Raw genomic sequence first — 18,046 nt, 5'->3', positions numbered from 1 at the left:
ACAAACAGGGCACTCAATGAGTGCCTTGTCTCTTTATTACGTTTAAACCCTTATACTGAAAGAACGTTCATCGGTACTGCTTGCCGGATGGCACATTTTTGTCGGCCTGATAAGCGTGGCGTCATCAGGTGTTATGTCATCGCTATGAGCCTCAGGAACATATAACGATAAGGAGAACCTGATTCCGTGCTAACTCTGTTACACCTGCTTTCTGCTGTCTCTATGCTGGTTTGGGGTACGCATATTGTGCGCACCGGCGTGATGCGCGTCTTCGGCGCCCGCTTGCGTACCGTACTCAGCCGTAGTGTTGAAAAGAAGCCGCTCGCCTTTTGTGCGGGTATCGGCGTGACGGCGCTGGTACAAAGCAGCAACGCCACCACCATGCTGGTGACCTCGTTTGTCGCGCAGGACCTCGTCGCGCTCACCCCTGCGCTGGTGATTGTACTCGGCGCCGACGTCGGGACCGCGCTGATGGCGCGTATCCTGACCTTCGATCTCTCCTGGCTGTCGCCACTGCTGATTTTTATCGGCGTGATCTTCTTTCTCGGACGTAAGCAGTCCCGTGTGGGGCAACTGGGGCGGGTTGGTATTGGACTGGGGTTGATTTTACTGGCGCTGGAACTGATTGTGCAGGCGGTAACACCGATCACCCAGGCTAACGGCGTACAGGTTATTTTCGCCTCGCTCACCGGCGATATCATGCTGGATGCGCTGATTGGCGCTATGTTCGCGATTATCAGTTACTCCAGCCTTGCGGCGGTGCTGCTGACGGCAACGCTGACCGCGGCAGGCATTATCTCGTTCCCGGTGGCGTTGTGTCTGGTGATTGGCGCCAACCTCGGCTCTGGCCTGCTGGCGATGCTTAATAACAGCGCCGCTAACGCCGCTGCCCGCCGTGTGGCGCTCGGTAGCCTGCTGTTTAAGCTGGTGGGCAGCCTGATTATCCTGCCGTTTGTTCATCCGTTGGCAAATCTGATGGATGAACTGCCGCTGCCGAAATCTGAACTGGTTATTTACTTCCATGTCTTCTACAACCTGGTGCGCTGCGTGGCGATGGTGCCGTTTGCAGAACCGATGGCGCGTTTTTGTAAGCGCATCATCCGCGATGAGCCGGAGCTGGATGCGCATTTGAAGCCCAAGCATCTGGACGTCAGTGCGCTGGATACGCCGACGCTGGCCCTGGCCAATGCCGCTCGTGAAGCTCTGCGCATCGGCGACGCGATGGAGCAGATGATGGACGGGCTGAAGAAGGTGATGCACGGCGAGCCGCGTGAAGAGAAAGAGCTGCGCAGGATGGCGGACGACATTAACGTGCTATACACGGCAATCAAGCTTTATCTGGCGCGGATGCCAAAGGATGAACTGGCGGAAGAGGAATCACGCCGTTGGGCGGAGATTATCGAAATGTCGCTTAACCTCGAGCAGGCTTCCGATATTGTCGAACGTATGGGCAGTGAGATAGCGGATAAGTCGCTGGCTGCCCGTCGCGCATTCTCCGTGGAAGGATTGAAAGAGCTGGATGCGCTCTTCGATCAGCTGCTCAGCAATCTGCAGCTGGCGATGTCGGTGTTCTTCTCTGGTGACGTGACCAGCGCCCGACGTCTGCGCCGTAGCAAGCACCGTTTCCGTATTCTCAACCGTCGTTATTCGCATGCGCACGTTGACCGTCTGCATCAGCAGAACGTGCAGAGCATCGAGACCAGCTCCTTGCACCTGGCGCTGCTGGGCGATATGCAGCGTCTGAACTCGCTGTTTTGTTCCGTGGCCTATAGCGTGCTGGAACAGCCGGATGAGGACGATGAGCGCGACGATTATTGAGTGAGGTGGACCGGTTGGCCGGATAAGGCATTTATGCCGTTATCCGGCAACGTCGGTTAGAAGCAGTGACCTGCTTCGAGGGCAACCGCGTCTTCACCTGCTTTAAAGACGTAAGTAGTGTTCGGACCGCCAAGAACCGCCTGGCCGTTACTCACCTTAATCCAGTTTCCTTCCGGCAAACCAATCACCGTCAGCTCTGGTGCCACAACCAGCAGCTCGCGAATACGCTGTTCACGTGTTTCGCCTTTGTGGCCTTCCGGAAGCGCATTGGTGAAATGTGGGTTAATCTGCAGCGGGAACAGACCCAGGGCATCAAAACCTTTTGGATCGACAATCGGCATGTCGTTGGTGGTGCGGATGGTCTGGCAGGCGAGGTTAGAACCCGCGCTCCAGCCGATGTACAGCGCACCGCGTTTGACGACATCCACAATCGGCGCCAGCAGTCCGCGTTCGCGGCTCTCTTTCAGTAACTGGAAGGTGTTACCCCCGCCGACAATCACCAGTTCTGCGTTTTCAATGGCAGCGATCGGATCGGCAACGGTATGAATGCCAGTAACGTTGACGCCCATTGGCGCAAAGATGGCTGCCGTTTTCGCCGTGTATTCATCCCAGGTTTGCGTCACGCCAGCGAACGGAATAAACACCGCCGTACGGCGACCATTCAGCTGCTCAGCAATCAGTGGTAGCGCATGTTCCATCCAGCCTTTGCCCGGCAGCGTCGAGTTACTCAATAAAAGCAGTTCCATCATTTCTCCATGTAATCAGAAAATTACAAACCGCGCTAATGCTACCACTATCAGCGTAACGCCTTACTGATATGGCTCACGATGTTGGAAGGGGGGAAAGCCGAACGGGTTAACCACAACCTCCTGTTGGAAAAGCCCGTTCAGACTTAACAACGATCAATCTATTGAAACAGCGTCCTTTTGCGTAGTGGCAAACGCCAGGCCTTCGTCCTCCCAGCCCTTAATACCACCAATCATTATTTTCACCGGTCGACCTAGCTGCGCCAACTTCAGCGCCGCGCGATCGGCCCCGTTACAGTGTGGGCCAGCGCAATAGACGACAAACAGTGTGTCCTGTGGCCATTTTTTCAAGGATTCCGTATTTATCAGTCGATGGGGAATATGAATCGCGCCAGGGATATGACAACGGGAAAAACTCTCTGCACTCCCCACTACATGTAAAAGCACAAAATCTTTGTCGTCAGCAGCCATCGCGGAATGAACGTCAGAACAATCCGTCTCCATATTCAGACGTTGCTGGAAATGGGCGATAGCTTGTGCAGATGAAGCGGCTGGAATATCAGTTACGGTACTCATATTGTTGTTTTCTCTTGTGGTGAAATCAGCTGTTGTGTTACCTCTTATCTCATCAAAAAATTAACCTCGAAACACCCTCTGACCATGACAGATTCCGCCAGGATCATGACAACATCTTCTCGCCCGTTGGTCGTTGCACTCGCTTATGACGGGCTATGTACTTTCGAGTTTGGCGTCGCAGTGGAAGTTTTTGGGCTTCCGCGACCTGAACTGGGGGAGGGCTGGTATCGTTTTGCCGTGGCTTCGGTTGATCAAGGTGAATTAAGGGCAACTGGCGGGGTTCGTATCGTTGTGGACGGTGGATATGAATTGCTGCAAGAAGCAGACACTATTGTCATTCCTGGCTGGCGTGACGTGAGCTCACCGGTCCCGGAAGCATTATGCGATGCGCTTCGTGAAGCACATCAACGCGGTTGTCGAGTCATCTCTATCTGTTCTGGTGTATTTGTTCTGGCTGCGGCAGGTTTGCTGGATGAGCGTAAGGCGACGACGCACTGGCGTTACGTCAGTGAACTCCAGCGACGCTTTCCCGCCATCAACGTTGTGGAAGATGTCCTGTATGTCGGTGACCACGACGTGCTCACTTCGGCAGGTAGTGCGGCAGGGATTGATTTATGTTTGCATGTGGTGCGCACTGATTTTGGACTTGAGATTGCCAATAACGTGGCCCGTCGCCTGGTGCTGCAGCCCCACAGGGATGGCAGCCAGACTCAGCAGCAACTGCGTCCTGTTGCCCGCAGTCGGGAAAGCCAGCGTTTTGGTCTTTTGCTTGACTGGTTACATAACAATATCGCGCAGAAGCATACCCTTGACGCTCTGGCCAGCCAGGTCGGTATGAGTCCCCGAACGTTGATGCGGCGATTTCAGGAGTCAACGGGGCTTACTCCCGCACGTTGGCTGATGAATGAACGGCTAAACCGTGCGCAGCAGGCGCTCAATACATCCCATATCAGTATTGAGCAGATCGCGCAGCAAACCGGGTTCGGCAGCGCAAACTCTTTGCGTTACCACTTTCAAAAACGATTTGGTATCAGCCCGCAGGCATTACGTAATCAGATGCGATAGCACATTTTCACGCTCTGCTTTTTTATCCCCCGCAAGGTAGGGTATATTTCGCTGTCAAAGGAGAAATTATGCTGCCCGACTCATCCATCCGATTAAATAAATACATCAGTGAAAGCGGAATCTGCTCGCGCCGCGAGGCGGATCGCTTTATCGAACAAGGGAATGTTTTCCTGAATGGTAAACGCGCCACCATTGGCGATCAGGTGATGCCTGGCGACGTCGTAAAAGTGAATGGTCGGTTGATTGAGCCGCGTGAAGCGGAAGATCTGGTTTTTATCGCGCTGAACAAGCCGGTAGGGATTGTCAGCACCACTGAAGACAGCGAACGCGACAACATTGTTGATTTCGTTAACCACAGCAAGCGCGTGTTCCCAATCGGTCGTCTGGACAAAGATTCCCAGGGACTTATCTTTCTGACCAACCACGGCGATCTGGTGAATAAAATCCTGCGTGCCGGTAACGATCACGAAAAAGAGTATCTGGTGACGGTAGATAAGCCGGTCACTGATGACTTTATCCGTGGGATGAGTGCCGGTGTGCCAATCCTTGGCACCGTCACCAAGAAATGTAAGGTCAAGAAAGAAGCGCCATTTGTGTTTCGCATCACGCTGATTCAGGGGCTGAACCGCCAGATCCGTCGTATGTGCGAGCACTTTGGCTATGAAGTTACTAAGCTTGAGCGTACACGTATCATGAACGTTGGTCTGTCCGGCCTGCCGCTGGGTGAATGGCGCGACCTGACGGATGACGAACTGATCGACCTGTTCAAGCTGATTGAGAACTCGTCCTCAGAAGCCAAACCGAAGGCGAAAGCGAAGCCAAAAACCGCAGGCATTAAGCGCCCGGTGGTGAAAATCGAAAAATCGGCTGAGAAAGAGAAATCGCGCCCGGCGGCAAACGGGAAGCGTTTTACCTCGCCGGGGCGTAAGAAGAAAGGGCGTTAACGTCTGCCGCGCGTTGGCGTATTCGCTGACCAGGAAAATGATGCTTCCGCATCCGGTTTATAAGCCTGCTTTTTCTTCAACTGGCGGGCTTTTTTAGCTTCTGCTTCGCGCAAGGCCATCAGTTTATCGATGTACTCTTTCTTGATGCTGTTGGTCTCAGCGTTGGTCAGCAGCCGACCATGCGCAATGCGCGCGCGGTCGAGCAGCGTTTTCAGTTCACGCTGTTCGCGCTCGGTCATCTCTTTTTGGGTAATGCGGGGGAGTGCCATAAGGGTGCCCTCTGTTAGCCGATATCCGCAGTGTACGGCAAAGTGCAGAGGCTGGGTAGGCCGGATAAGGCGTTAGCCGCTATCCGGCCTGCCGCCGCCAATTAGCGGCGTTCTTTTTCTTTAATCGGTTTACCGGACCAGTAACCTGCCAGCAGCGAACCGGAAAGGTTATGCCAGACGGAGAACAACGCGCCGGGCAGCGCCGCAAGCGGGCCAAAGTAGATTTTGCCCAGCGCAGCGGCAAGCCCTGAATTCTGCATGCCCACTTCAATAGCCAACGTACGACAGGTTGACTCGTCGAAACCAAACAGTTTTCCGCCCCAGTAGCCGCCGAGCAAGCCAATGGTGTTATGCAGGATCACGGCGATAATCACCACAAAGCCGACAGACGCAATGTGCGAGGCGGAACCCGCCACGACGGCGCTGATGATCGCCAGGATGCACAGCATAGAAAACGCCGGCAGATACGGTTCCACGGCTTTTACGACGCGTGGGAACAGATGGTGAATGACCAGTCCCAAAGCAATCGGAATGACCACGATCTGCAGAATACTCAGCAGCATACCCATCACATCCACCTGGATATGCGCGTCGACATACAGCCGTGTCAGCAGCGGCGTGGCGACAACGCCGACCAGCGTTGAAACCGATGAAATAGTCACGGAGAGCGCCACATCACCTTTTGCCAGATAGATCATGACGTTCGATGCGGTTCCGCTGGCGACGCTACCGACCAGCACCATCCCTGCCGACAGTTCCGGCGGCATATTAAATGCCAGCGCCAAAATCCATGCGGCGAGCGGCATCACCAGATAGTGCAGGAAAATACCCGCCGCGACAGGTGCGGGGCGTGAGAGTACGCGTTTAAAGTCGTCCACCTTCAGGTGAACGCCCATGCCGAACATGATCAGCATCAGCAACGACGGTACGAATGGCCCGACAGGCGTAAAGGTGGAGGGCGTGTAATACGCAATAACAGAGAGCAGCAGCGCCCATAACGGGAACAGCCGCGTGAGAGTAGCGAGCATGTTATCTTCCTTGCGATTGAAATGTGTTGTGTTGTTATAAAAAAGCCGGGTTCGAGCCCGGCTATAGTTATTGTTTATCGCGTGATGAAATATTATTCAAACAAATTATGGTGCAGCTTCTGTACCACCTGTTCGGCTTCGCTACCGGGCACCAGGAAGCACAGGTTATGGCTGGACGCGCCGTAGCAAATCATGCGGATGTTGAACGGCTCCAGTACACCAAACACCTCTTTACCCACGCCGCAGGCTTTGGACAGGTCGTTGCCAATCAACGCCACCAACGCCAGGCCTTCTTCGACTTCAACCCGGCACAGGGCAGACAGTTCCATCAGCAGAGATTGCGTTAACAGCGTATCGCCGGTGGAGGTTGAACCGGTGGTATCCAGCGTCAGCGCTACGCTGACTTCAGATGTGGTAATTAAATCTACCGAGATATTGTGGCGTGCAAGGATGCCGAACACTTCTGCTAAAAAGCCGCGAGAGTGCAGCATATTCAGGCTATGCAGCGTCAGCAGCGTCTGCTTACGGCGTAGCGCCAGCGCACGGAACAGCGGTGGATTCGCGGTTTTATTGCAGACCAGCGTACCGCCTGCTTTTGGATCCTTGCTGGAGCCAACAAATACCGGGATATCGCTACGTACGGCCGGCAACAGGGTTGCCGGGTGCAGCACTTTCGCGCCAAAGGTCGCCATTTCTGCGGCCTCTTCAAAGGCGATTTCATCAATACGCTGCGCTGCAGGAACAACGCGCGGATCGGTAGTGTAAATGCCTGGAACATCGGTCCAGATATCGACGCGCGTTGCGTGCAGCGCTTCGGCCAGCAGGGCGGCTGTATAATCGCTACCGCCGCGCCCCAACGTGGTGGTGCGGCCTTTGCCTTCGCTGCCGATAAAACCCTGAGTGATTACCAGACCTTCGCTCAGACGCGGGGCCAACTGAAGCGTTGCCAGTTCAGCCAGCGCCGCGACGTCGGGTTCTGCGCGACCAAAACGATCGTTGGTGCGCATCACTTTACGCACGTCAAACCACTGCGCTTGCACGCTGCGTTCACGCAGGATTTCGACGAACAACAGGGTAGACATCAGTTCACCGTGGCTGACCAGTTCGTCGGTCAGGGCGGTTGAGGTCGCCAGTGACGCCGCTTCTGCCAGCGTGGTGATGTTTTCCAGCAGACGTTCAATCTCTTCACGAATTACGTTCGGATAACGCAGGCGTTCCAGAATATTGAACTGAATTTGACGAATGGCGTCGAGTTTTTCGAAGCGCTCGGTTGGCTCCAGCCCTTCAGCCAGTGCGACCAGCAGGTTGGTAATTCCAGCGGAAGCGGAAAGTACCACTACACGGACGTTAGCATCAGAAAGTACCACATCAGCGCTGCGATTCATGGCATCAAAATCCGCCACGCTGGTACCGCCAAACTTGGAGACAACTACATCAGTCATAACTACCTCGTGTCAGGGAATGAATAGAGCGACCATGGCACATAAGGCAGAACGAAAACCGGTGCAGGCGCAAATGCAAATACCGTATTTATAAATAAAATGTGTAGCTTGCACTGTCAACGCTGGGATTATGCGGATTTTTCATGCTGCGTTTCCGTTCAGTAACAGCGCTTATAACATCTATACTTTTTACCCTGGTTCGATGGATACAAGGGCGATGGCATTAAAACAATCACACTTTTCTGTGACTGGCGTTACAATCGATCTCAGTCACAATTCTCAAAATCAGAAGAGTATTGCTAATGAAAAACATCAATCCAACGCAGACCTCAGCCTGGCAGGCACTACAAAAACACTTTGAAGAGATGAAAGACGTTACTATCGCGGATCTGTTCGCGAAAGATAGCGATCGTTTCGCTAAATTTTCCGCTACGTTTGACGATCTGATGCTGGTGGATTTCTCCAAAAACCGCATCACTGAAGAGACGCTGGCTAAACTGCAGGATCTGGCGAAAGAGACCGATTTGGCAGGCGCCATCAAGTCCATGTTCTCCGGTGAGAAAATTAACCGCACTGAAGATCGTGCCGTGCTGCACGTGGCGCTGCGCAACCGTAGCAACACTCCAATCATCGTTGACGGCAAAGATGTGATGCCGGAAGTGAACGCGGTGCTTGAGAAGATGAAATCCTTCTCTGAAGCGATTATCTCCGGAAGCTGGAAAGGCTATACCGGTAAAGCCATTACTGATGTCGTGAACATCGGTATCGGCGGTTCAGACCTCGGCCCGTTCATGGTGACCGAAGCGCTGCGCCCGTACAAAAATCACCTGAACATGCATTTTGTGTCTAACGTCGATGGTACGCACATTGCCGAAGTGCTGAAGAAAGTGAATCCGGAGACTACGCTGTTCCTGGTCGCTTCCAAAACCTTCACCACTCAGGAAACCATGACTAACGCCCACAGCGCGCGCGACTGGTTCCTGGCGACCGCTGGCGACAACAAGCACGTTGCCAAACACTTCGCAGCGCTCTCCACTAACGGTAAAGCGGTTGGCGAGTTCGGTATTGATACCGCCAATATGTTCGAGTTCTGGGACTGGGTTGGCGGTCGTTACTCCCTGTGGTCTGCAATCGGTCTGTCCATCATCCTTTCTGTGGGCTTCGACAACTTTGTTGAGCTGCTTTCTGGCGCGCACGCCATGGACAAACACTTCTCCACCACTCCGGCGGAGAAAAACTTGCCGGTGCTGTTGGCGCTGATCGGTATCTGGTACAACAACTTCTTCGGTGCTGAAACCGAAGCGATTCTGCCGTACGACCAGTATATGCACCGTTTCGCGGCCTACTTCCAGCAGGGCAATATGGAATCCAACGGTAAATACGTTGACCGTAACGGCAATGCGGTGGATTACCAGACAGGCCCAATCATCTGGGGTGAGCCGGGTACTAACGGTCAGCATGCGTTCTACCAGCTGATTCACCAGGGTACCAAAATGGTGCCGTGCGATTTCATCGCTCCGGCAATCACCCACAACCCGCTGTCGGATCACCATCCGAAACTGCTGTCTAACTTCTTCGCTCAGACCGAAGCGCTGGCTTTTGGTAAATCTCGTGCAGTGGTTGAGCAGGAATACCGCGACCAGGGTAAAGATCCGGCAACGCTTGACCACGTTGTGCCGTTCAAAGTGTTCGAAGGTAACCGTCCAACTAACTCCATCCTGCTGCGCGAAATCACACCGTTCAGCCTGGGTGCGCTGATTGCGCTGTACGAGCACAAAATCTTCACTCAGGGCGCGATCCTGAATATCTTCACCTTTGACCAGTGGGGCGTTGAGCTGGGCAAACAGCTGGCGAATCGCATTCTGCCAGAGCTGAATGATGATAAAGAAATCACCAGCCATGATTGCTCAACTAACGGTTTGATTAACCGTTATAAGTCCTGGCGTTAATCTGCTTCTTCCTTCGAGCCGCAGCGCTGTTGGCTGCGTTCGTTAACCCCGGTCGCATAGCTATCTATGCTCCCGGGGATTAACGATCTTGCCGCCTTGTTGCAATTCGAATGAATTTGCAGATTACTTATAAAAAAAGCCGATATTAATATCGGCTTTTTTTATAATCTGGCTCCCGAATATCTACGTTTTTGCTTTACACCTTTATTGAGCTTAATCCTAAAATAATTCATTCAACGTTATCGTGTTTCTGGTTTTTTCAGAATTACCGGATGTTGTGTTTTTGTTTTTATATTTTAACTTTTTGATTGTATTGGTTTAATTATCTGCCTTTAATCATTTTATTTCTTGCTATCTAATTATCCTAAATTCCCGCATGGCGTAATTTGCACACTTTGGCTTGTGTATACTCGATCTCGCCCGAAATTCTTTTGGGTAAATCTCCATTCATACAATGAAGGGAATTTGTGATGAAAAAAGTTCTGTATGGCCTTTGGACTATATCTGCGCTTGCGGCGACTTCTGTCTATGCTGCCCCCATTCAGGTGGGTGAGGCTGCAGGGTCGGCTGCCGCGTCGGTTTCGGCAGGAAGTTCCTCCGCAACCAGCGTGAGCACCGTAAGTTCTGCGGTGGGGGTTGCCCTTGCGGCAACCGGTGGCGGCGATGGTTCTAACACCGGAACCACAACCACCACAACCACCAGTACCCAGTAATACCGGTACGTTTAATTCTAACCACACTTCGGTGTGGTTATTTTGCCGCTGCGGAGAAATGTCGTGAAGCGACCAGCGCTGATAATGGTTTGCCTGTTATTACAGGCGTGCTCAGCCACCACCGAAGGGCTGGGTCATTCGCTATGGGATAGCGTGTTTGGTACTCCCGGCGTACAGATGACGGACGATGAAATCAAAAACATGCCCTACGCCAGCCAGTACATGCAGCTCAACGGCGGCCCACAACTGTTTGTGGTACTCGCGTTCGTGGAAAACGGACAGCAGAAATGGGTGACTCAGGATCGGGCCATTCTCGTCACGCAGTCTGGGCGCATGGTGAAAACGCATCTCGGCGGGGATAACCTGATCGAGGTGAATAATCTCGCGGCAGATCCGCTCATCAAACCAAACCAGATAGTTGATGGGGCAACATGGACCCGCACGATGGGCTGGACCGAACATCAGCAGGTGCGCTATGCCACCGCCCACTCGGTTTTCGAATGGGATGGCACTGACACCATTAAGGTTGGTAGCGAAGATACGCCAGTACGGATCCTTGACGAAGAAGTCACCACCGATCAAACGCGCTGGCATAACCGCTACTGGATCGACAGCGAAGGGCAGATTCGCCAATCGGAACAGTATCTTGGCGCACGTTACTTCCCGGTGAAAACCACGCTGATTAAGGCGGCAAAATCATGATGAAACGAGCCGTTGTGGCGCTGCTATTGAGCCTGAGCGCAGCGTCAGTTTTTGCTGCGGGTAGCGTTAAGGTCTTTACCTCCGCCAGCGAAGAGCCAAAAACGTTGACCGGGGCCGAACATCTGCTCGACCTGGTTGGGCAGCCGCGGTTGAGTAATAGCTGGTGGCCAGGAGCGGTTATCAGCGAAGAGCGGGCAACGACGGAAGCAGAGCGTCAGCAGCAGGCATTACTGGCTCGTCTGGCGATGCTCAGCGCTGAAGAAAGCGGTGACGATGCCGCGGCTATCAACGCATTGCGCCAGCAAATTCAGGCGCTGAAGGTGACCGGCAGACAGAAGATTAATCTCGACCCGGATGTTGTGCGCGTCAGTGAGCGAGGCAACCCGCCGTTGCAGGGCAATTACACGCTGTGGGTCGGGCCGCAGCCAACGGATATAACGCTGTTTGGCCTGCTAAGTCATCCGGGTAAACAACCGTTTATGCCCGGGCGCGATATCGCCAGCTATCTCGATGGGCAACGTCGGCTCAGCGGCGCAGATCGTAGCTACGCCTGGGTCATCTATCCCGACGGACGCACGCAAAAAGTCCCGGTCGCCTACTGGAACAAACGTCACGTTGAGCCGATGCCCGGCAGCATCATTTTTGTCGGGCTCTCTGATGCTGTCTGGCGCAGCACCCCGGATGAAATCAATGCCGACATTCTTCGCACCCTGACCCAGCGGATACCCGAATAATGAGAAAAACTTATCTGCTCAGCTTACTGGCGCTGGGCGTAAGCGTTGCCTGCCATGGTGAAACCTGGCCCGCGCCCATTGGACCTTCCCAGTCCGATTTTGGCGGCGTGGGACTGCTGCAAACCCCAACCGCACGCATGGCGCGTGAAGGCGAAATGAGCCTTAACTACCGCGATAACGATCAATACCGTTACTACTCTGCGTCGGTACAACTCTTCCCCTGGCTGGAAACTACCCTGCGCTATACCGATGTGCGTACCAAAAAATACAGCGGCGTGGAGTCGTTTTCTGGCGATCAGACTTATAAAGATAAGGCTTTTGATCTCAAACTTCGCCTGTGGGAAGAGAGCTACTGGATGCCGCAGGTGGCGGTTGGCGCGCGGGATATCGGTGGTACCGGCCTGTTTGATGCGGAGTATGTGGTGGCGAACAAAGCCTGGGGCCCGTTTGATTTCTCTCTCGGCCTTGGCTGGGGATATCTCGGGACCAGCGGCAACGTTAGCAATCCGTTTTGCTCATACAGTGATAAATTCTGCCATCGCGATAACAGCTACAAGCAGGCCGGTTCTATTGACGGTAGCCAGATGTTCCACGGCCCGGCGTCGCTGTTTGGCGGCGTAGAGTATCAGACTCCCTGGCAGCCGCTGCGCCTGAAACTGGAGTATGAAGGTAATAATTACCAGCAGGATTTTGCCGGCAAGTTGGATCAGAAGAGCAAGTTTAACGTCGGCGCTATTTATCGCGTCACCGATTGGGCCGACGTTAACCTCAGCTATGAGCGCGGGAACACCTTGATGTTTGGGGTCACGCTGCGGACTAACTTTAACGATCTGCGACCAAACTATAACGACAATACCCGCCCGAAATATCAACCACAGCCGCAGGATGCCATCCTGCAACATTCGGTGGTGGCGAATCAGTTAACGCTGCTGAAATATAATGCCGGGCTGGCGGATCCTAAAATTCAGGTGCAGGGCGATACGCTGTATGTGACGGGTGAACAGGTGAAATACCGTGATTCGCGCGAAGGGATCGAGCGTGCTAACCGGATCGTGATGAACGATCTTCCCGATGGGATCCGCACGATCCGCATTACGGAAAACCGCCTTAACTTGCCGCAGGTGACGACCGAAACGGAGGTTTCCAGCCTCAAGCGCCATCTGGAAGGCGAGCCGTTGGGCCATGAAACTCAACTGGCACAAAAACGCGTCGAGCCCGTGGTACCGAAAACGACCGAGCAGGGCTGGTATATTGATAAGTCACGCTTCAATTTCCACATCGATCCGGTGCTAAATCAGTCGGTGGGCGGCCCGGAAAACTTCTATATGTATCAGTTGGGCGTGATGGGAACGGCGGATTTGTGGGTTACCGATCATCTGCTGACCACCGGGAGTTTGTTCGCCAACCTCGCCAATAACTATGACAAGTTTAACTACACCAACCCGCCGCAGGATTCGCATTTACCACGCGTGCGTACCCATGTGCGTGAGTATGTGCAAAACGATGTCTACGTGAATAACCTGCAGGCCAACTACTTCCAGTCACTCGGAAACGGGTTCTACGGACAGGTTTACGGTGGCTATCTGGAAACCATGTACGGCGGAGCGGGGGCAGAAGTGCTGTATCGCCCGCTGGACAGCAACTGGGCGTTTGGTGTTGATGCCAACTACGTGAAACAGCGTGACTGGCGCAGCGCGCAGGACATGATGAAGTTTACCGACTACAGCGTGAAGACCGGGCATTTGACGGCTTACTGGAATCCTTCGTTCGCCCAGGATGTACTGGTGAAAGCCAGCGTGGGGCAGTATCTGGCGGGGGATAAGGGCGGAACGCTGGAAGTGGCGAAACGCTTTGACAGCGGCGTAGTGGTGGGTGGTTATGCGACCATCACCGACGCCTCGCCGGATGAGTACGGAGAGGGTGATTTTACCAAAGGGGTGTACGTTTCTGTACCGCTGGATCTGTTCTCGTCAGGCCCAACCCGCAGTCGTGCGGCGATTGGCTGGACGCCGTTAACACGCGATGGCGGCCAGCAGCTTGGACGTAAGTTTGGTCTGTACGACATGACCAGTGACAGGAGTGAAAACTTCCGCTGATAGATGGCCGGATGGGACCTGCGCTTATCCGGCTCTATAAACGACGTAATAATTTTGCCGGATTTCCCGCATACACGCCTTTCTCGGTGATCGATTTGGTCACCACGCTTCCCGCGCCGACGACCACGCCATCACAGATAGTGACTGCCAGAATGGTCGCTCTGCTACCGATCGAGACATCGTCGCCAATCGTAATACGTCCCCAACTGTTGCGGTCGGCATTGGGTTTTCCTTCGCGAAACATATCGTTGGCGAACATCACGCCGTGACCGATAAAACAGCGGGCGCCGAGGGTGACATATTCGCAGATGAAGGTGTGCGACTGAATTTTGCTGTCTGCGCCAATCTGCGTATTACCCTGGATTTCAACAAATGGTCCGACAAAAACGTTGTCCCCTAATGTGCAGTCGTAGAGATTTGCGGGTTCATAGATCACCACGTTCTCACCGCAGGTAACGTTGCGAACAGCGGATTGTCTGAGCTGCATAATTCATCCTGTGAAATGTGTCGTGACATACATCATTCCCTGCTGACCTTTCTTGCACAAAATATAAACAAAAAATGTAGATCTCTGTCACATTTTTGCGTTATACAGGAACCTCGCCACTGAGTAAGAGGTGCTGTTATGACGTCGCTATCTCGTCCACGCGTGGAGTTTATCTCCACTATTTTACAGACCGTGTTGAATCTGGGGTTGCTGAGTCTGGGCCTGATCCTGGTCGTATTCCTCGGGAAAGAAACGCTGCATCTGGCGGATGTGCTGTTCGCGCCGGAACAAACCAGCAAGTATGAACTGGTGGAAGGGCTGGTGGTTTACTTTCTCTACTTTGAATTTATCGCGCTGATTGTGAAGTACTTTCAGTCAGGTTTTCACTTTCCGCTGCGCTACTTTGTCTATATCGGGATCACTGCGATTGTGCGGCTGATCATTGTCGATCATAAAGCGCCAATGGATGTGCTGATCTATTCTGCGGCGATCCTGCTGCTGGTGATCACCCTGTGGCTGTGTAATTCCAAACGGCTGAAGCGAGAGTAAAAGACAACACGCCGCAATTGGGCTGCGGCGTGTTTTGGGTAAAAATTACTGCGCAGAGGCTGGCTGGGTTTTCTCCGCCGCGGGTTCCCACAGTTCTTCAAATTTATCCACCGTCATGATCGCCAATACGGTAAAGCTTAGGTTGATCACGCCGATGGCGATAATGCCTGCGCCAAACTAATTCTGTTTAATTTGTCGAGTTTCAGGCGAAAAATTGATTTGCAGTGATGGGGGCACGAAAGGAAATAATCGTAAGCGTAATGCAAAATAACATAAAAAAAGGGCGCTCCGTAGAGCGCCGAATAACAGTCACAGGTTGGGATAACATAAGTTGAGGGTTGCAGTGGCATTGCCCGTTGCCGGGCAGTTACTTCGGTAAAACTTAACCTTTCACACCACCCGCCGTCAGTCCGTTGACCAGCCAGCGCTGTGCCAGCAGGAACACCAGAGTGATCGGAATGGCTGAAAGTACAGCTGCGGCGGCAAAGTCGCCCCACAAATAGTTCTGTGGATTGAGGTACTGCTGCATACCTACCGCAAGGGTATAGCTGTTCACATCACGCAGCAGCAGTGATGCGACCGGTACTTCGGTAATCGCGGCAATGAAAGACAGAATAAACACGACCGCCAGAATCGGAACGGAAAGCGGCAGCAACACCAGGCGGAATGCCTGCCATGGCGTTGCGCCATCCAGCGCGGCCGCTTCTTCCAGCGAACCGTCGATGGTTTCGAAATAGCCCTTAATCGTCCACACATGCAGCGCAATACCGCCGAGATAGGCGAAGATCACGCCACCGTGAGTGTTCAGACCAATAAACGGAATGTACTGGCCCAGGCGGTCAAACAAAGCATACAACGCGACCAGAGACAGCACCGCCGGGAACATCTGGAATATCAGCATCCCTTTCAGTAGGGTTGCTTTGCCCGGGAAGCGCATACGGGCAAAGGCGTAAGCGCAGGTGGTGGAAAGCGTCACGATACCGATCGCGGTAATGGTGGCTACTTTCACCGAGTTCCACAGCCATAACAGCACCGGGAACGGCGGCGGCGTCACGCGGCCATCCGCGTGTTCAACGCTAAAGCCCAGCGCCAGTTTCCAGTGTTCCCAGGAGATGTTTTCCGGGATCAGGCTGCCGGTGGCAAAGTTACCTTCACGCAGCGAGATAGCGATAACCATCAGCAGCGGGAACATGATCGCTGCAATGAAAATCAGCAGCAGCAAGTGCGTTGTTAAGAGACGCAGTTTCTGAGATTTGGGTTGTACCATAGCCATGTTCGTTGTCTCCCTTAATCAAACTTCATACGCGTGGCTTTCAGGTTCACGATGGCCAGCGCACCGACCAGCAGGAAGATCAGCGTGGCAATCGCCGCCGCCAGACCGAAGTCCTGACCACCGCCACCTTCGAAGGCGATACGGTAGGTGTAGCTCACGAGCAGGTCGGTATAGCCTGCTGGCGTGGTGGTACCAAGACGGTCTGGACCACCGTTGGTCAACAGTTGAATCAGCACGAAGTTGTTAAAGTTAAAGGCGAAGCTGGCGATCATCAGCGGCGTCAGCGGCTTAATCAGCAGTGGCAACGTAATCTTAAAGAAGTTCTGGAACGGACCTGCACCATCCATTGCCGACGCTTCATACAGGTCGTCAGGGATCGCTTTAAGCAGACCCATGCACAGGATCATCATGTACGGGTAACCAAGCCAGGTGTTGACGATAATAATCATCGAACGCGCGGTGGTTGGGTCGCTGAACCAGGCCGGTTTGATGCCAAACAGTGCGCTCAGCATCATGTTGATTTCACCGAAGCTCTGGTTGAACAGCCCTTTGAAAATCAGAATCGAAATAAACGACGGTACGGCATACGGCAGAATCAGCAGGACACGGTAAATCGCTTTGCCTTTGAGAGACTCCCACTGTACGAGACAGGCTAGTACCATCCCCACGGCCACGGTGAGGATCACGGTCAGAACGGAGAAGACCACCGTCCAGACAAAGATGGCGAAGAACGGTTTCTGAATGCCTTCGTCGGTAAATACGCGGGTGAAGTTGTCCCAACCGATGGCAACGGTATAGCCTGGGCTGAGTTTTTCGTTACCCCAGCTACCGTCAGCGTTAATTGCCTGATAATAACCAATATCGTTGTTGGCGCGGTATTTTACGCCGCTTTGGCTGTTGGTAAGCGTGCCGTCATCAGCGAGCGTATAGAGTGGCTGCGTGCCGGAAAACTGGCGCAGTGAACTCATAATCACTTTGCTTTCATCTGGCAGGATGGCGGTGAGTTGGGTTAACGCCTGGCGATTTTGCGTGATGATACGCAGCGTCGCACGTTCGCCCTCTGGCAGCGCCTCGGCTTCTTTCAACTGCAGTTTCTGTTCGCCGCCAAATTTAAAGGCGTCGGAGAGATAATTCTTGCCAGTTTCACCGTCGGTGAGGGCCAGTTGCCACTCCGTACCCGCCGGATACAGGCCGAAGTTGTAGGTTTTCCCCGCCTGATAAGAACGGTCCATCAGGACTTCCTGAGCTCGTTCAAAGGTCAGTTGGTTGGTGCTGCTGTAGTTGGTAAAGGCAATTGCGATAGTACAAATTAGCGGAAACAGGACAAACAGCCCCATCCCTGCAACGCCTGGGTAAACATAGCGCCAGGCGTAGGCTTTACGGTTAGCAAAAATATACAGGCCAGCAGAGCTTAAAATCAGCGTCATGATGGCAAACAGGTACTCCCCCTGAGCATACATCAAAACAACAAGGTAACCGACCAGCAGCCCAAGCAGACCCATCACTGACCATTTCAGCCGGTCGCTTTGCCACCAGTGTTTCTTTTTAATGACATCCATGGGGATCAATCCTCTTTACGCTTTATCCTTCGCACTACCTCTTTGTTGGCTGCGGAAGCTCACCCCAGTCACTTACTTATGTAAGCTCCTGGGGAT

At 53.4% G+C, this 18,046-nt stretch carries 17 protein-coding genes; 9 read left to right on the top strand and 8 right to left on the bottom strand.

Annotation, left to right across the window (positions count from 1 at the left end):
- The first annotated feature begins 186 nt into the window (after positions 1–186).
- On the top strand, positions 187–1,818 hold the full coding sequence (locus tag BZK42_RS23055; protein ID WP_016155327.1) for a Na/Pi cotransporter family protein: 1,632 nt from the start codon (positions 187–189) through the stop codon (positions 1,816–1,818).
- Positions 1,819–1,874: 56 nt separating this feature from the next.
- On the opposite strand, the gene pepE is transcribed toward BZK42_RS23055, so the two are convergent.
- Together pepE and BZK42_RS23045 are read right to left on the bottom strand one after the other, a co-directional pair.
- Positions 1,875–2,564, bottom strand: coding sequence for a dipeptidase PepE (pepE, locus tag BZK42_RS23050; RefSeq protein ID WP_016155430.1), 690 nt, complete (start codon positions 2,562–2,564; stop codon positions 1,875–1,877).
- A gap of 156 nt (positions 2,565–2,720) precedes the next feature.
- On the bottom strand, positions 2,721–3,140 hold the full coding sequence (locus BZK42_RS23045) for a rhodanese-like domain-containing protein (protein ID WP_046275313.1): 420 nt from the start codon (positions 3,138–3,140) through the stop codon (positions 2,721–2,723).
- 84 nt (positions 3,141–3,224) lie between these two features.
- On the opposite strand from BZK42_RS23045, the gene ftrA reads away from it, so the two are divergent.
- Together ftrA and rluF are read left to right on the top strand one after the other, a co-directional pair.
- Entirely contained in the window at positions 3,225–4,205 is a 981-nt protein-coding gene (gene ftrA, locus BZK42_RS23040) for a transcriptional regulator FtrA (RefSeq protein WP_080860369.1), read from the top strand.
- Between the two features lie 68 nt (positions 4,206–4,273).
- A complete protein-coding gene (rluF, locus tag BZK42_RS23035) occupies positions 4,274–5,149 on the top strand; it encodes a 23S rRNA pseudouridine(2604) synthase RluF (RefSeq protein ID WP_016155331.1) in 876 nt (291 codons plus the stop codon).
- On the opposite strand, the gene BZK42_RS23030 is transcribed toward rluF, so the two are convergent.
- From BZK42_RS23030 to lysC, 3 genes are all read right to left on the bottom strand, one after another.
- Positions 5,146–5,418 carry a YjbD family protein gene (locus BZK42_RS23030; protein ID WP_003826541.1) on the bottom strand — a complete coding sequence of 91 codons (273 nt, stop codon included), beginning with the start codon at positions 5,416–5,418 and terminating at the stop codon, positions 5,146–5,148. The two genes, rluF and BZK42_RS23030, sit on opposite strands and share 4 nt — an antisense overlap.
- A 101-nt stretch (positions 5,419–5,519) precedes the next feature.
- Complete coding sequence (panS, locus tag BZK42_RS23025; protein WP_016155332.1) at positions 5,520–6,446, bottom strand: ketopantoate/pantoate/pantothenate transporter PanS; 927 nt, start codon at positions 6,444–6,446, stop codon at positions 5,520–5,522.
- A gap of 92 nt (positions 6,447–6,538) precedes the next feature.
- Positions 6,539–7,888 carry a lysine-sensitive aspartokinase 3 gene (lysC, locus tag BZK42_RS23020; RefSeq protein ID WP_080860367.1) on the bottom strand — a complete coding sequence of 450 codons (1,350 nt, stop codon included), beginning with the start codon at positions 7,886–7,888 and terminating at the stop codon, positions 6,539–6,541.
- A gap of 302 nt (positions 7,889–8,190) precedes the next feature.
- Here lysC and pgi point away from each other — a divergent pair, with 302 nt between their 5' ends.
- The 5 genes from pgi to BZK42_RS22995 all read left to right on the top strand — a co-directional run bounded on the left by pgi (position 8,191) and on the right by BZK42_RS22995 (position 14,082).
- Positions 8,191–9,837, top strand: a complete 1,647-nt coding sequence (pgi, locus tag BZK42_RS23015) for a glucose-6-phosphate isomerase (protein WP_080860365.1) — start codon at positions 8,191–8,193, stop codon at positions 9,835–9,837.
- Positions 9,838–10,307: 470 nt separating this feature from the next.
- On the top strand, positions 10,308–10,550 hold the full coding sequence (yjbE, locus tag BZK42_RS23010) for an exopolysaccharide production protein YjbE (protein ID WP_080860363.1): 243 nt from the start codon (positions 10,308–10,310) through the stop codon (positions 10,548–10,550).
- A 63-nt stretch (positions 10,551–10,613) separates the two neighbouring features.
- On the top strand, positions 10,614–11,252 hold the full coding sequence (locus tag BZK42_RS23005) for a YjbF family lipoprotein (RefSeq protein WP_080860361.1): 639 nt from the start codon (positions 10,614–10,616) through the stop codon (positions 11,250–11,252).
- On the top strand, positions 11,249–11,986 hold the full coding sequence (locus tag BZK42_RS23000) for a capsule biosynthesis GfcC family protein (RefSeq protein ID WP_046275309.1): 738 nt from the start codon (positions 11,249–11,251) through the stop codon (positions 11,984–11,986). Before BZK42_RS23005 ends, BZK42_RS23000 begins: the two co-directional genes overlap by 4 nt.
- On the top strand, positions 11,986–14,082 hold the full coding sequence (locus BZK42_RS22995) for a YjbH domain-containing protein (protein ID WP_019077875.1): 2,097 nt from the start codon (positions 11,986–11,988) through the stop codon (positions 14,080–14,082). The genes BZK42_RS23000 and BZK42_RS22995 overlap by 1 nt, the downstream gene beginning before the upstream one ends.
- Positions 14,083–14,116: 34 nt before the next feature.
- On the opposite strand, the gene BZK42_RS22990 is transcribed toward BZK42_RS22995, so the two are convergent.
- Positions 14,117–14,569 (bottom strand): acyltransferase, encoded by a 453-nt coding sequence (locus tag BZK42_RS22990; RefSeq protein WP_080860359.1) that lies wholly within the window; start codon positions 14,567–14,569, stop codon positions 14,117–14,119.
- 138 nt (positions 14,570–14,707) lie between these two features.
- Here BZK42_RS22990 and psiE point away from each other — a divergent pair, with 138 nt between their 5' ends.
- Positions 14,708–15,118: a phosphate-starvation-inducible protein PsiE gene (gene psiE, locus BZK42_RS22985; protein WP_003031674.1), complete on the top strand. Its 411-nt coding sequence runs from the start codon at positions 14,708–14,710 to the stop codon at positions 15,116–15,118.
- Between the two features lie 382 nt (positions 15,119–15,500).
- On the opposite strand, the gene malG is transcribed toward psiE, so the two are convergent.
- Together malG and malF are read right to left on the bottom strand one after the other, a co-directional pair.
- The gene (gene malG, locus BZK42_RS22975; RefSeq protein WP_016155340.1) at positions 15,501–16,391 is read right to left on the bottom strand and encodes a maltose ABC transporter permease MalG; all 891 of its coding nucleotides are present in this window, start codon (positions 16,389–16,391) and stop codon (positions 15,501–15,503) included.
- Between the two features lie 14 nt (positions 16,392–16,405).
- Positions 16,406–17,950: a maltose ABC transporter permease MalF gene (malF, locus tag BZK42_RS22970; RefSeq protein ID WP_080860358.1), complete on the bottom strand. Its 1,545-nt coding sequence runs from the start codon at positions 17,948–17,950 to the stop codon at positions 16,406–16,408.
- Positions 17,951–18,046 lie beyond the last annotated feature (96 nt).

The sequence above is a fragment of the Citrobacter braakii genome (assembly GCF_002075345.1).
Lineage (GTDB): Bacteria > Pseudomonadota > Gammaproteobacteria > Enterobacterales > Enterobacteriaceae > Citrobacter > Citrobacter braakii.
The sequence above is the reverse complement of the archived record's forward strand: the minus strand, read 5'-3'. Positions and strand labels throughout refer to the sequence as shown.